This window comes from Pseudomonas sp. LBUM1676, from assembly GCF_059695605.1.
Genome location: NZ_CP166777.1, coordinates 668,506 through 682,046 on the forward strand (window position 1 = coordinate 668,506; position 13,541 = coordinate 682,046).

The window sequence follows — 13,541 nt, forward strand, 5'->3', positions numbered from 1 at the left end:
GGGCGAACCCCGAACCCCCACTCAAGAATTGATTTAACGCCACCCGCAAACATCAATGGCCAGACACTGGCGATCAGGAATGAACTTGCGCAGCACAGCACCCCGACTCAAGATTTTTCAGGATCGGACAATCCGGACGATGATCGCCGTGGCAGTGCTCGACCAGGTCCTGAAGCGTGTCGCGCAGTTGGCCGAGCTCGAGGATCTTGCGGTCCAATTCCTCGATGTGCTGCCGGGCGAGCGCCTTGACGTCGGCGCTGGCACGTTGGCGGTCCTGCCAGAGGGCCAGCAGTCTGCCGACCTCTTCCAGGGAAAACCCCAGGTCCCGGGAGCGCTTGATGAACGCCAGGGTGTGCAGCTCGTCGTCGCCGTACACTCGATAGCCACTGTCAGTGCGATGGGCAGCCTTGAGCAGGCCGATGGATTCGTAATAACGGATCATCTTCGCGCTCAGGCCACTGTGGCGGGCCGCTTGGCCGATGTTCATCGGTTGTCCTCCAGATCCTTGGGTTTCCAGGTTTTCAACAGTAGCGCATTGCTCACCACGCTGACGCTCGACAACGCCATCGCCGCGCCGGCCAGCACCGGGTTGAGGAAACCGAACGCCGCCAGTGGAATGCCGATCAGGTTATAAACGAAGGCCCAGAACAGGTTCTGGCGAATCTTCGAGTAAGTCTTGCGGCTGATCTCCAGCGCCGCCGGCACCAGCCGTGGATCGCCGCGCATCAGGGTGATCCCGGCCGCGTGCATGGCCACGTCGGTGCCACCGCCCATGGCGATACCGATGTCGGCGGCAGCCAGCGCCGGGGCGTCGTTGATGCCGTCGCCGACCATCGCCACAACCCCGGTTTGCTTGAGTTTGGCGACGGTGGCGGCCTTGTCGGCCGGCAGCACTTCGGCGTGGACATCTTTGATGCCCAACGCCTCGGCGACCACTTTGGCGCTGCCGCGGTTGTCGCCGGTCAACAGGTGGCTGCTGATGTTGCGTTTGCCAAGTAGTTGTACCGCTTGCAGCGCGCCGGGTTTGAGGGTGTCGCCGAAGGCGAACAACCCCAGCACTTTCGGCTCGGGGCTTTGCTCGATCAGCCAGGACAGGGTCCGGCCTTCGGTTTCCCAGGCTGTCGCGCTATCAGCCAAGGAGCCGGCACTCAAGCCGCACTCTTGCAGCAGGCGCCGGTTACCCAGCGCCAACCGACGACCCTCAAGGGTGCCGGCTATGCCGCGTCCGGTCAGGGACTGGCTGTCGCTGACATCGGCCACCTTCAAGCCGCGTTCGGTGCAGGCGTCCAGCACGGCCTTGGCCAGCGGATGTTCACTGCCGCGCTGCAGGGCACCGGCGCTTTGCAGCAGAGCGGCTTCATCAGTGTCGATTGCACTCAAATGGGCGATGCGCGGTGTACCCGAGGTCAGCGTGCCGGTCTTGTCGAAGACCACGGCGCTGACTTCATGGGCACGCTCCAGTGCTTCGGCATCCTTGATCAGAATCCCGTAGCGCGCCGCCACACCGGTGCCGGCCATGATCGCCGTTGGCGTGGCCAGCCCCAGTGCACAAGGGCAGGCAATCACCAACACCGCAACGGCGTTGATCAGCGCGGTTTCCATCGGCGCCCCGTACAGCCACCAACCGATCAAGGTCGCCAACGCGATCAACAACACCGTCGGTACGAAGACCTGGCTGACTTTATCCACCAGTTTCTGGATCGGCGCCTTCGCCGCTTGGGCGTCCTCGACCAGGCGGATGATCCGCGCCAGAACGGTTTCCGCGCCCAAGGCCTGGGTGCGTACCAGCAGCCGGCCTTCACCATTGATTGCACCGCCGGTGACCTTGTCGCCGGGCTGTTTCGGCACCGGCAGGCTTTCACCGCTGATCAGTGCTTCATCGGCGTGGCTCTGGCCGTCCACTACTTCACCGTCCACCGGGAACCGCTCGCCGGGTTTGACCATCACCAGGTCATTGAGACGCAAGGCGCTGATGGCGACGTCCTGCTCACGGCCGTCAATCACTTGAATCGCTCGCTCCGGACGCAAGGCTTCGAGGGCGCGGATGGCGCTGGCGGTCTGGCGCTTGGCCCGGCTTTCCAGGTATTTGCCCAGCAATACCAGCGCAATCACCACGGCCGAGGCTTCGAAATACAGATGCGGCATACGACCGGCGGCAGTGGCCCATTCGTACAGGCTCAGGCCATAACCGGCGCTGGTGCCCAAGGCCACCAGCAAGTCCATGTTGCCGGCACCGGCACGCACGGCTTTCCACGCGGCGACATAAAAACGCGCACCGAAGATGAATTGCACGGGGGTCGCCAGCGCAAATTGCACCCAAACCGGGAGCATCCAGTGCACGCCAAAGGGTTGCAGCAGCATCGGCAACACCAGGGGCAGGGCGAGGGCGATCGCCATGATCAAGGCCCAGCGCTCACGGTGCAGGCGCTGTTGCTGATTGTCGGTTGGCGGATGTTCGAATTCCCACACGCTGGCGCTGTAGCCGGCTTTGGTCACGGCAGCGATCAAGGTCTGCGGATCGATCTGCCCGAGCAACTCGAGGTGGGCGCGTTCGTTGGCCAGGTTGACGCTGACACTCTTCACCCCCGGCACCTTGGCCAAGGCACGTTCGACCCGGCCGACGCAGGAGGCGCAGGTCATGCCGTCGATGCTCAACTCCAGGGGCTGCTGTGGCACGCTGTAGCCGGCTTGCTGCACCGCGTCCATCAAGGCCGGCAGACTGTCGCTGGGCGCCTGGACCCGCGCCTGTTCGGTGGCGAGGTTGACGCTGACGGCACTGGCACCGATGACTTTGCTCAAGGCACGCTCGACACGCCCGGCGCAACTGGCACAGGTCATGCCGGCAATGGGCAGATCGAAAGTGGTGGATTCGGACATCGGTCGCGCTCCCTGTGGAAGATGCCTACAGGATCAACCTTGCCATGCTGGCAAGGTCAAGCGCCATTCTACAATTCGCTACAGCCAAAGGTGAGAGCGTCAATAGTCGAGGGCCGCAGGATTGAGGTACATCCCTTCCTGGGTCATCGCAATGCGGAACTTCAGCACATCCCCGGCCTTGAGCGTGACGCTCTGCGAACCTGGCGCCAGCATGCCCGGGTTGCATCCCGGCGCCTGTCCCGGCAGCAGCTTCAGGCGCAGGGACACGTTGCCCGGCGGCAGGTTGAACGAGGCGCTCTGTTCCTGAAACAGCCGCGCCGCCAACTGGTCCTGGATGTACACGCCGATCTCGCAGGAGGTCGCGACTTCCAGGCGCTCGCGGGAAATGATCAGCACGCCATAATCCTCTCCGGCGGCGTGTACCGCAGGCGTCGCGGCGAACAGGCTGAGCAAGCCAAACAGGCTGAGAGCTGACCAGCGCATGGCTGTATCTCCTGGAGTCGAGTCATTGATGGACGCAGCTTGGCCGAGCGCGGCGCCGATTGCCAGCCCGGTAGCTTGCCGAAGAGCTTGACCTTGCCATGGGGGCAAGCTCCAGACTGCCTGTCATCCACTCAAGGAGTCATTCCATGCAAGTATTCAAGGTTCAAGGCATGTCCTGCGGTCACTGCGTCAAAGCCATCACCCAGGCGTTGCAAGCGCAGGACCCCGCGGCCAGCGTGCGAATCGATCTGGCGGCGAAGGAAGTCGGGGTCGAGAGCGCATTGACGACGGATCAAGTGATCGCGCTGATTACTGAAGAAGGCTACGAAGCGAACGTCGCCTGAGAACCAGGCGCCAATCCCTGTGGGAGCGAGCCTGCTCGCTCACACAATGTGGATTTTTACATTCATCGAATAATTTTTTATTAGTTAGCGACCTAACGGAATGTTCAAGGCGTCCATGCACGACTAGACTGTGGAGCTGCCGACCTGTCCCACTGGATACCTGATGAATTTCCGTTCCATTTTGATTCTTGGCGCGCTGAGCGCCTTCGGTCCGCTGGCGATCGATTTCTATCTGCCGGCCTTCCCGACAATGGCGCTCGCCTTCGGTACCGATGAAAAACACGTTCAACTGACCCTGGCGGCGTATTTCCTGGGATTGTCACTCGGTCAACTGGCCTACGGTCCGGTAGCGGATCGCTTCGGGCGACGCATTCCCCTGCTGACGGGCGTTGGTTTGTTCACCGCCGCCTCATTGGCCTGCGCCTATGCGCCCAACCTCGAATGGCTGATCGGTGCGCGTTTCATTCAAGCCCTGGGTGGTTGCGCGGGGATGGTGATCGCCCGCGCGGTAGTCAGCGATAAATGCGATGCGGTGGGGTCGGCGAAGGTCTTTTCGCAGCTGATGCTGGTGATGGGGCTGGCACCGATTCTTGCGCCAATGCTGGGCGGGCTATTGGTCAACACCACGGGTTGGCAGTCGATTTTTCTGGTGCTGACCGGTTTCAGTGCCCTGGTGGGACTGGCTGTCGCGCTCGGGCTGCCGGAGAGCATGCCTGCCCATGTGCCGCGCCAACCGTTGTCGGGGGCTTTGCGCCAGTACGGTCGGTTGTTGGCCGATCCGGTGTTTCTCGGCCACGCCCTGACAGGTGGCATCGCCATCGCCGGGATGTTTGCCTACATTGCCGGTTCACCCTTTGTGTTTATCACACTCTATGGCGTGCCGGCCGAGCATTTCGGCTGGCTGTTCGGGATCAATGCGGCGGGTTTCATTCTGGTGGCGCAGGTCAATGCGCGAATGCTGGCCAAGCGTGGCCCGGCATTTCTGCTGATCCGCACGGTCTGGATCTACGTCGGCGCCGGCCTGACGTTGCTCGCCGTCACGTCGATGCACACTGCGCAATTGTGGCCGTTGCTGATTCCGCTGTTCATCTGCATCGCCAGCCTGGGTTGCATCCTGCCCAACGCCTCGGCCTGTACGATGGACGGGCAGGGCGCCCGGGCCGGCAGTGCGTCGGCGTTGCTCGGTTGCCTGCAATTCAGCGTCGCTGCCGGGGCCGCTACGTTGGTCGGTGTCTTGCACGATGGTAGCGCCGTACCGATGGCCCTGGTCATCAGTCTGTGCGGGATTCTGGTGGTGGGCGTGGCGATGCTCACCCGACGTTTGCAAAATGCCCGGGCACTGGTGCAAGCCCAGGTCTGATGAAAGGCTCAGCCAGCCGCGCGCTGCTGCTGGTCGGGAAATTGATGAGGCGCGTGCAGGCGTGCTTCAAGGGTTCGGGTGAAGGCGCGAGCTTCGGCTTCGCTGCGGAATGTCACGGCATGTTGGTCCAGGCGGACCTGCCACTGGGATTTTGCCAATTCTTTTATCAGGATCTTCATTGCTGACCTCCTTTACGTAAAAGATTGCTTTGCAGTGGAGTCGATTGTAGACCCGAATACGGTCGCAATTATGACAACGGTCAACTCTCTGACTGACGGTTTGAAGCCCAAAAGATTGCAGCGTCCCACAGGCGCGCAGGCGCTGCAGAAGGCTGCGATCGATAGATTTTTTAAATCGTCATAACCCTTCCAGCTCAATCTTGCCCCTGGATTTTCCGCTCTCGAGCAGCTCATGGGCACGGCGCAGGTTGGTCGCGTTGATCGTGCCGAAATGCTCACCGACCGTGGTTTTCAGCGTTCCGGCATCGATCAGCTGCGCGACGCGATTGAGCAGTTTGTGTTGTTCAATCATGTCAGTTCGATGTCCTGCAGGGATTTTTCGTCGCTGATCGGCAGCGAGGGCTAGTAGGCAATGGCTTTCATGGACGGCTCCGGAAAAGTGATAAACGAAGAATCAGGCCAGGGTACGCAGGCGCTTGAGTTCGAAATGCTCGAGGAAATCGCCGGCCCTTGCCCGGAAATTCTGGATATGCGCACTGGCGTCATGGGCTTGCAGGGCCTCATCGCTGCTCCACTTTTCGATCATGTAGAAGGCCAGCGGATCGGCGAGGTCCTGATGCAGGTCGTACTGCCCGCAACCGGCCTCGGCACGGGTGGGCTCCAGCAGCGCACGCAGGTGCTGTTCGAGGGCGTCCTGCTGGCCGGCTTTGGCAATCAGGGTGGCAATGGCGGTAAACGGCTGGGACATGTTCGACTCCGTAAACGGGTTGATTTGGACGGGACAGATGATTGGCTATTTCTGCGCAAGATAAAACCCGTTACAAGAGCAGTCTCTTTCAATATTTTTTTGATAATCGAGGCTGTAAACGCTCTGTTGCGGGAAATGCTTGCCAGACACTGCGCCCAACCAAGTAGTCAATTTCCGACGTTGTTGTGCGAAGGTCATTAGTCGCAGGTAAATAGCGAAATTTCTCTCAGGAACTATCACCACCATCGGGTTATGCAGGGCAGGATCCGGCAGCTAACACGCATATACTATGTGATGAGCAGTAGACGAAACGATTCAACAGGGAGTGAATACATGGAACATGCACCTTGCATCAGCCAGATCGCCACGTTGCTGGCTGACCCGAAGCGCAGCGCAATGATGTGGGCCTTGATGGACGGCTCGGCGCGACAATCCGAAGAGCTGGCATTGCTGGCCGGCCTGTCACCCTCTTCGGCCAGTGCGCACCTGGGACGGCTGTCCGCCGGAGGTCTGTTGAAAGTCGAAATCCGCGGCCGCAAGCGGTTCTTTCGGCTTGCCGCACCCGAAGTCGCTGCTGCGATAGAAGCATTGGCCAGTGCAACGATTGCCAGCGCGCCACGGGACATCCCGGGTATTTTAAAATGCAGTACCCCCATCCCCAAGACTCAAGCAGTGCCTTCGCCATTGTTGCGTGCCAGGCTGTGCACCGATCATTTGGGCGGCACGTTGGCCGCTGACCTTTACCAGCGTCTGTTGGATTCGGGCTGGATCGAACAGTTCGATCAGCGGGTGTCGATCACTCACAAGGGTGCCACGCAACTGGCCAAACGCGGAGTGTTCGTCCAGGCGCTGGCCAACAGCACCAGCAGAGCCGCCTGCGCTTGTCCTGACTGGAGTGAAAGACGTCCGCACATGGGCGGGTCACTGGGCGCAGCGTTGCTGCAATTGTTCATGCAGTCTGGCTGGATGACTTTGTCCAATGACTCGCCAGCCTTGCAGATCACCGCCGCGGGGCAGCGCGAGATTCATCGTTTTGCCAAGGAGACCGCGCTGGAAGTGGTGCTTTAGAGCGAGCGGCGTCGGGGGCTTGGGGTTCTGTAGGAGCTGGCTTGTCGGATCGCCGCACCGCAGCTCCTACAGGGGGGGCGGTGATGCTTATGGTTTTATCAACCGCGCATCCAGGCTGTTCTGCGCCAACCGCTTGGCCTGATCTTGAGTCATGCCCAAGTCGGTATACAGCGCGTGGAAGTTCTCGGTGACGTAACCGCCAAAGTACGCCGGGTCATCGGAGTTCACCGTGACCTTCACGCCGCGTTCCAGCATGTCGAGAATGTTGTGTTGGGACATGTGGTCGAACACGCATAGCTTGGTGTTGGACAACGGGCACACAGTCAACGGGATCTGTTCGTCGATGATCCGCTGCATCAATCGCTCGTCTTCGATGGCGCGAACACCATGGTCGATGCGCTCGATCTTGAGCAGGTCGAGGGCTTCCCAGATGTACTCCGGCGGACCTTCTTCGCCGGCGTGGGCGACGGTCAGGAAACCTTCATGGCGGGCACGATCGAACACGCGCTGGAACTTGCTCGGCGGGTGCCCCATTTCTGAGCTGTCCAGGCCAACGGCAACAAACGCATCGCGGAACGGCAGCGCCTGGTCGAGGGTCTTTTCGGCTTCTTCTTCGCTCAAGTGGCGCAGGAAACTGAGGATCAGACCGCTGGTGATGCCCAGTTGCTGCTCACCATCCTTCAGCGCGCTGGCGATGCCGTTGAGCACCACTTCGAACGGCACGCCACGGTCGGTGTGGGTCTGCGGATCGAAGAACGGTTCGGTGTGAATCACATTCTGCGCCTTGCAACGCAACAGGTAAGCCCAGGTCAGGTCGTAGAAGTCCTGAGAGGTGCGTAACACATCAGCGCCCCGGTAATACAGGTCGAGAAACTCTTGCAAATTATTGAAGGCATAGGCCTTGCGCAGGGTTTCGACATCGCTCCATGGCAGGGCGATTTTGTTGCGTTCAGCCAGGGCGAACAGCAGCTCAGGCTCCAGCGAACCTTCCAGGTGCAAGTGCAATTCTGCCTTGGGCAGAGCGTTCAGCCAGTCGTACATTTTTTGAAATCTCATCAGGTGCAATGCGGGCATTCTACAGATGCCCGCGGAAACAATGAGCAAAACCTGACCAGCCGGTTCACGTTGCAAAGAGGTCCAATCGGGCAATGGAAGTGCACCGGCCGAACCGGTGGCCTTCCACGGGTGCGCTAATGTGTAACGAAACGTTAGCGCCGCCCTGCAGTCAGTAGCTCATCCCACTGATTTCGCCTCACCCGGCAAAAAGGCCTGCAATGCTCACACTCCTCAAGCAAGAAAAGTTTCTGCTGCTGGCCCTGCTCGCCGCCGTCATCGCCTACCCGCTGGAGCACTGGATGCTGCACAGTGGCCAGCCTGTCGCGTTGACCGCCGGCCTGGTGCTGGTCGCTTTGATTGTCATCGCCTCCATGCGCGTCGCGCATCACGCCGAATTGCTCGCGGAAAAAGTCGGCGATCCCTACGGCACGATGATCCTGACACTGGCCGCGGTACTGGTGGAAGTGGTGATCCTGGCGATCATGATGAGCAATCAAGCGTCGCCGACCCTGGTGCGCGACACGATTTATTCGGCAGTGATGCTCGACATCAACGGCATCCTCGGCCTGGCCGCGTTGATGGGCGGGATCAAGCATGGAGAACAGTCCTACAACGACGACTCGGCGCGCAGTTACAGCGTGATGATCCTCACCGCCATGGGCGTGTCCATGGTGGTGCCGGAGTTCATCCCCGAGGCGAACTGGAAACTTTATTCGGCCTTCACCATCGGCGCGATGGTCGTGCTCTATACCTTGTTCCTGCGCATGCAGGTCGGGCCGCATAGCTATTTCTTCAGCTACAGCTATCCGGAAAAACGTCGCAAGAAGGAGCCGACCGCGGAGCAGGAGCCGATCAATCTGGCATTGAGCATCGGGACATTGGTGTTTGGTGTGGTGGTGATCGGCGCACTGGCCGAGGTGATGTCCAAGACGATCGATCTGGGCCTGGAAGGCACGGGCGCACCGCCGGTGATGACGGCGATCCTGGTGGCAGCGATTTCCGCTGCACCGGAGATTCTGACCGCGTTGCGCGCGGCACTCGCCAACCGCATGCAGTCGGTGGTCAACATCGCCATGGGGGCGTCGCTGTCGACAGTGATCCTGACCGTGCCGGTGATGGAAGCCATGGCGCTCTACACGGGCCAGCCGTTCCAGATGGCCATGACCCCGGTGCAGACCGTGATGGTTTTCCTCACCTTGATTGTCAGTGCAATCAATCTCAACGATGGTGAGACCAATGCCATCGAAGGGATGACGCACTTTGTATTGTTTGCGACGTTCATCATGTTGTCGCTGCTCGGTCTTTAACCCACCACAAAACCAATGTGGGAGCGAGCAGGCTCGCTCCCACAGTTTTTGATTAGTGTTGTGTCAGACGCCCGCGATCAACTGCCGGGCCGCCTGACTGTGATCGGCAATCAACCCCTTCAGATCCAGCCCCTCGACCTGTCCATCGATCACCCGCCACTGACCGCCAACCATCACCCGATCCGCCCGATCCGCCCCACACAGCAACAACGCCGAAACCGGATCATGGCTGCCGGAGAAGCGTAGTTCATCGAGCTTGAACAGCGCCAGATCCGCCTGCTTGCCCACCGCCAGTTCGCCGATATCGGTACGCCCGAGCAACTGCGCCGAACCCTTGGTCGCCCAGCCCAGTACCAGCTCCGGCGTGATCTTTTCGGCGCCATAACGCAGGCGCTGGATGTACAGCGCCTGACGGGTTTCGAGCATCATGTTCGAGGCATCGTTGGACGCCGAGCCATCCACACCCAGACCCAGCAAGGCACCGGCAGCGGTCAGGTCCAGTGTCGGACAGATGCCGGAAGCCAGGCGCATGTTCGAACTCGGGCAATGGCAGATCCCGGTACCCGCCGCGCCGAGGCGGGCGATTTCATCCGGGTTGAAATGGATACCGTGCGCCAGCCAGGTGCGCGGGCCGAGCCAGCCGACGCTATCGAGATAATCCACAGTGCGCAGGCCGAAACGCTGCAGGCAGAAATCTTCTTCGTCGAGGGTTTCCGCCAGGTGGGTGTGCAGCCGCACGTCGAGAGCGTTCGCCAGTTCGGCGCTGGCGGACATGATTTGCGGAGTCACCGAGAACGGTGAGCAGGGTGCCAACGCGATCTGGATTTGTGCGCCATCGCCACGCTCGTGGTACGCGGCGATCAAGCGTTGGCTGTCGTTGAGAATCACCTCGCCTTGTTGCACAGTCTGCTGTGGCGGAAGGCCTCCGTCGGCTTCGCCAAGACTCATGGAGCCCCGGGTCAGCATGGCGCGCATGCCGAGTTCGCGAACGCTTTCGACTTGCACGTCGATCGCATTTTCCAGGCCTTCGGGGAACAGGTAATGGTGATCGGCTGCGGTGGTGCAGCCGGACAGCAGCAGCTCGGCCAAGGCGACTTTACTGGCGAGGGCGAGTTTTTCAGGCGTGAGGCGCGCCCAGACCGGATACAGGGTTTTCAACCACGGAAACAACGGCTGATTGACCACCGGCGCCCAGGCGCGCGTCAGGGTTTGATAGAAGTGGTGATGAGTGTTGATCAGCCCCGGCAGGATCACATGCTCGCGGGCATCGAAGACTTGTCCACAGGGCGCCGAAGGTTGCTGGCCGGCGCCGAGCACTTCGATGATCAAACCGTCTTGCAGCACCAGGCCGCCACGGGCATCGAGGTCATTGGCAGTGAAGATCGCGAGGGGATTTTTTAACCAGGTACGGGTCGCAGGCATGTTGGCCGGCTCCTCTGAAAGTTGGGTTCAGGGTTGCCAGCTCAGTGTTGCCCTGTCTGCTGATCCAGGGTCGTCGGGAGACGAGGTGTGCAGTTTCGAACAAAACCGCGTTGCGGGCAAGCCCACCTCGCCAGCTCCTACAGGGGGGCGGTGTTACCAGGGAATGGTTTCACCCCTGTAGTTCACAAAATGATGCCCGCCCTTGCCGGTGTACGCGTTGACCTGATCAACCAGGCCACGAGTGCTGGTTTCGACATCGATGTCGGCGCCTTCGCCGCCCATGTCAGTCTTCACCCAACCCGGATGCAACGACAGCACGGTGAGTTCCTGCTCGCCCAACCGAGTCACGAAGCTGCTGGTCATGGAATTCAGCGCCGCCTTGCTGGCCTTGTACAACGCCAGCTCCGGTGAGTCCGGCATGGTGACGCTGCCCAGCACCGAACTCATGAACGCCAGCACCCCGGTCCGCTCACGGATCTGCCCGACGAAGCGCTGGGCCAGGTTGATCGGCGCCACCGCATTGGTAAAGAACAGTTGACCGACTTCGGCAAGCGTCGCGCCACCCGGTGTTTGAACGTCCGGCCCCTTGACTCCGGCATTCACGAACAGCAGGTCGAACACTTCGTCCTTGAGTTGCTGGCTGAGGGCGAGGACGGCCTGCTGATCGTTCATGTCGAGTTTTTCGATCCGCACGTTGCCCAGACTCTGCAAGGCTGCGGCATTCTGCGGGTTGCGCACGGTGGCGGTGACTTGCCAGCCATCGGCCAGCAGGGTCTTCACCAGGCCGAGGCCCAGGCCCCGGGAGGCACCGATGATGAGCGCGGTTTTAGCCTTGGACATGGACGACTCCTTGATAAATGAGGATCACGGATTCAATGGACAGCGTTGCCCGAGCCGTTGCTGCAACTCCTGACGCAGTACGTCGAGTTCGGCCATGCGGCTCTCGATCAGCTTGAGCTTGTCTTGCAGCAGTTGCGTGACAGCGCGATCCGGATCGGGTGACTGCCATAATGCGCCGACACTGTTGCCGATCTCGCCGAGGGTAAAGCCCAGCCGTTGAGCGGTCTTGATGTACAGCACCAGTTGCACCATGTCCGCCGGGTAGTCGCGATACCCGTTGGCGCTGCGTTGCGCCGCGATCAGTCCGCGCTGCTCATAGAAACGCAGCGTGTCGCGGCTGACGGCGCTGGCCTGGGCTAATTCACCAATGCGCATCATGACGTCTCGAGAGGGCTTGACCCTGGAGCATACTCCAGGCTTTAGCCTTGTTGCTCCCTGAATTTATGGAGCAAGGTCGATGTGGACTTCAACACAGTATCGTCAACTGGTGCGCGGCAGCGCGTGGTATGACTTGATCGTTACGGCGGCCTTTGTCACACCCTGGAGTTTTGCGGCGTTGCACGGGGTCTTGTCGGGTTTGAGTCAGGCTCTGGATCTGCCTGGAGAGTGGCCGCCGTTCGAGCCGATGCACCTGCTGATGGCGAATTTGCTGGGGTCGATTGTGTGTGTCTGGGCGGTGCTGCGGATTCGTGACCCGCAACAGGTGTATGGGCGGTATGACGCGGTGGGGCGATTCCTGTTTGCCACGTGGCAGCTCTATGCCTTGCTCCATGGCGCCACTTCGTTGCTGGTGATTTTCCTGTTCTTCGAATTTGCCTGGGGCATTGTTCAGGTATTGCCGGTCCGGCAAGTAACCCCTGCCCCATGTCAATCCAACCCCGGCACTACTTAAGGGCAAACCCCCTGATCAGGCTCCAGCTTTGCCCAGGTGGTTTGGTCAAAAAACGAGCAGCAGGCACCAGCCCATGCCGGATGTGGTGCCGCGACAGTCATGAACGGGTTATCCACAGATTGCTCCACAGTATTTGTGCGCAAGCGCCAAACTCGGGCATAAGCACGGGGCCGCTTTATCCTAAAGGTGATAAACCGCGCTAACTAATTGTTTTTACGCGGATTTGGGTTTTTTGATGGCACTTTGGACGAAAAGTGAACAAAGCCCGCAAAGCCGCATGACAGAAGGGTTACAGCCGGATGTGCTCAGGTTATCCACAGCCAGGTGCACAGCAGATGTGGGCAAGTACAGGGCGGTGACGAACGGGCAGTGAACGTTGTTGGTGCGATTAATGCTGCAACAAAATGCGTCCGCGACTCAGGTCAGCCAGTTGCGATTGCAGGGTGTCGATTTGTGCTTCGCCAACAGCCAGTTGCAACTCGACCCCATTGGCCGTGAAGTGTTCTTGCACAATCAAACCGCCAGCCTCGGCTACCCGAAGTTTTACCAAGGTCAGTTCGGCAAATGCACAAGCGCAACTCAACGCAACGCGGCTGATCAACTCGACCTTTGCTTGCAGGCATTTGTTGGCGCCGCCACCGTAGGCCCGGGCCAGGCCACCGGTACCCAGTTGGATGCCGCCGTACCAACGAATCACCAGCACGACGACCTGATCGCAATCCTGGGCCTCGATCGCCGCGAGAATCGGCCGCCCGGCGGTGCCGCCAGGTTCGCCGTCATCGGTGCTGCGGTATTGATCGCCGAGTTTCCATGCCCAGCAATTGTGCGTGGCATTCAAATCGCTGTGCTGCTCGATGAACGCCAGGGCATCAGCGGGGCTGCCGATCGGCGCGGCGAGGGTGACGAAGCGGCTTTTGCGAATTTCTTCGCGGTACTCGCAAAAACCGCTGAGGGTAAAGGGCATA

At 60.3% G+C, this 13,541-nt stretch carries 15 protein-coding genes and 1 pseudogene; 5 read left to right on the forward strand and 11 right to left on the reverse strand.

Translation table 11 applies throughout. The annotated features are described in order from the left end of the window. Positions 1-73: 73 nt before the first annotated feature. The 3 genes from cueR to ACA041_RS03020 form a co-directional block, all read right to left on the reverse strand. Positions 74-487, reverse strand: coding sequence for a Cu(I)-responsive transcriptional regulator (cueR, locus tag ACA041_RS03010; RefSeq protein WP_497439826.1), 414 nt, complete (start codon positions 485-487; stop codon positions 74-76). Continuing rightward, entirely contained in the window at positions 484-2,877 is a 2,394-nt protein-coding gene (locus tag ACA041_RS03015; RefSeq protein WP_497439827.1) for a heavy metal translocating P-type ATPase, read from the reverse strand. The genes cueR and ACA041_RS03015 overlap by 4 nt, the downstream gene beginning before the upstream one ends. 99 nt (positions 2,878-2,976) lie before the next feature. Continuing rightward, positions 2,977-3,360 (reverse strand): hypothetical protein, encoded by a 384-nt coding sequence (locus ACA041_RS03020; protein WP_497439828.1) that lies wholly within the window; start codon positions 3,358-3,360, stop codon positions 2,977-2,979. 146 nt (positions 3,361-3,506) lie between these two features. Here ACA041_RS03020 and ACA041_RS03025 point away from each other — a divergent pair, with 146 nt between their 5' ends. Further along, positions 3,507-3,704: a heavy-metal-associated domain-containing protein gene (locus ACA041_RS03025; RefSeq protein ID WP_497439829.1), complete on the forward strand. Its 198-nt coding sequence runs from the start codon at positions 3,507-3,509 to the stop codon at positions 3,702-3,704. 163 nt (positions 3,705-3,867) lie between these two features. After that, positions 3,868-5,064 (forward strand): multidrug effflux MFS transporter, encoded by a 1,197-nt coding sequence (locus ACA041_RS03030; RefSeq protein ID WP_497439830.1) that lies wholly within the window; start codon positions 3,868-3,870, stop codon positions 5,062-5,064. Positions 5,065-5,072: 8 nt separating this feature from the next. Here the strand turns inward: ACA041_RS03030 and ACA041_RS03035 are convergent, their stop codons facing one another. From ACA041_RS03035 to ACA041_RS03045, 3 genes and pseudogenes are all read right to left on the reverse strand, one after another. Beyond that, the gene (locus tag ACA041_RS03035; RefSeq protein WP_168187361.1) at positions 5,073-5,243 is read right to left on the reverse strand and encodes a hypothetical protein; all 171 of its coding nucleotides are present in this window, start codon (positions 5,241-5,243) and stop codon (positions 5,073-5,075) included. A gap of 178 nt (positions 5,244-5,421) precedes the next feature. Further along, positions 5,422-5,598: pseudogene (locus ACA041_RS03040) on the reverse strand (zinc-binding dehydrogenase); the annotation flags it as partial. 99 nt (positions 5,599-5,697) lie between these two features. Next, on the reverse strand, positions 5,698-5,991 hold the full coding sequence (locus ACA041_RS03045; protein ID WP_497439831.1) for a putative quinol monooxygenase: 294 nt from the start codon (positions 5,989-5,991) through the stop codon (positions 5,698-5,700). Between the two features lie 333 nt (positions 5,992-6,324). On the opposite strand from ACA041_RS03045, the gene ACA041_RS03050 reads away from it, so the two are divergent. Beyond that, positions 6,325-7,059: an ArsR/SmtB family transcription factor gene (locus tag ACA041_RS03050; protein WP_497439832.1), complete on the forward strand. Its 735-nt coding sequence runs from the start codon at positions 6,325-6,327 to the stop codon at positions 7,057-7,059. A gap of 87 nt (positions 7,060-7,146) precedes the next feature. On the opposite strand, the gene ACA041_RS03055 is transcribed toward ACA041_RS03050, so the two are convergent. Then, positions 7,147-8,100, reverse strand: coding sequence for an adenosine deaminase (locus ACA041_RS03055; protein WP_497439833.1), 954 nt, complete (start codon positions 8,098-8,100; stop codon positions 7,147-7,149). Positions 8,101-8,333: 233 nt separating this feature from the next. On the opposite strand from ACA041_RS03055, the gene ACA041_RS03060 reads away from it, so the two are divergent. Beyond that, positions 8,334-9,422, forward strand: coding sequence for a calcium:cation antiporter (locus tag ACA041_RS03060; RefSeq protein ID WP_497439834.1), 1,089 nt, complete (start codon positions 8,334-8,336; stop codon positions 9,420-9,422). 63 nt (positions 9,423-9,485) lie between these two features. Here the strand turns inward: ACA041_RS03060 and ACA041_RS03065 are convergent, their stop codons facing one another. The 3 genes from ACA041_RS03065 to ACA041_RS03075 all read right to left on the reverse strand — a co-directional run bounded on the left by ACA041_RS03065 (position 9,486) and on the right by ACA041_RS03075 (position 12,059). Beyond that, a complete protein-coding gene (locus ACA041_RS03065; RefSeq protein WP_497439835.1) occupies positions 9,486-10,844 on the reverse strand; it encodes an 8-oxoguanine deaminase in 1,359 nt (452 codons plus the stop codon). A gap of 153 nt (positions 10,845-10,997) precedes the next feature. Beyond that, positions 10,998-11,684, reverse strand: a complete 687-nt coding sequence (locus ACA041_RS03070; RefSeq protein WP_497439836.1) for an SDR family oxidoreductase — start codon at positions 11,682-11,684, stop codon at positions 10,998-11,000. 24 nt (positions 11,685-11,708) lie between these two features. Then, entirely contained in the window at positions 11,709-12,059 is a 351-nt protein-coding gene (locus ACA041_RS03075) for a MerR family transcriptional regulator (protein WP_497441998.1), read from the reverse strand. Between the two features lie 82 nt (positions 12,060-12,141). Between ACA041_RS03075 and ACA041_RS03080 the strand changes: the two genes are divergently transcribed. Further along, a complete protein-coding gene (locus ACA041_RS03080; protein ID WP_497439837.1) occupies positions 12,142-12,576 on the forward strand; it encodes a hypothetical protein in 435 nt (144 codons plus the stop codon). A gap of 388 nt (positions 12,577-12,964) precedes the next feature. Here ACA041_RS03080 and ACA041_RS03085 read toward each other — a convergent pair whose 3' ends face one another. Beyond that, positions 12,965-13,540, reverse strand: a complete 576-nt coding sequence (locus tag ACA041_RS03085) for an IMPACT family protein (RefSeq protein WP_497439838.1) — start codon at positions 13,538-13,540, stop codon at positions 12,965-12,967. Position 13,541: the final 1 nt, after the last annotated feature.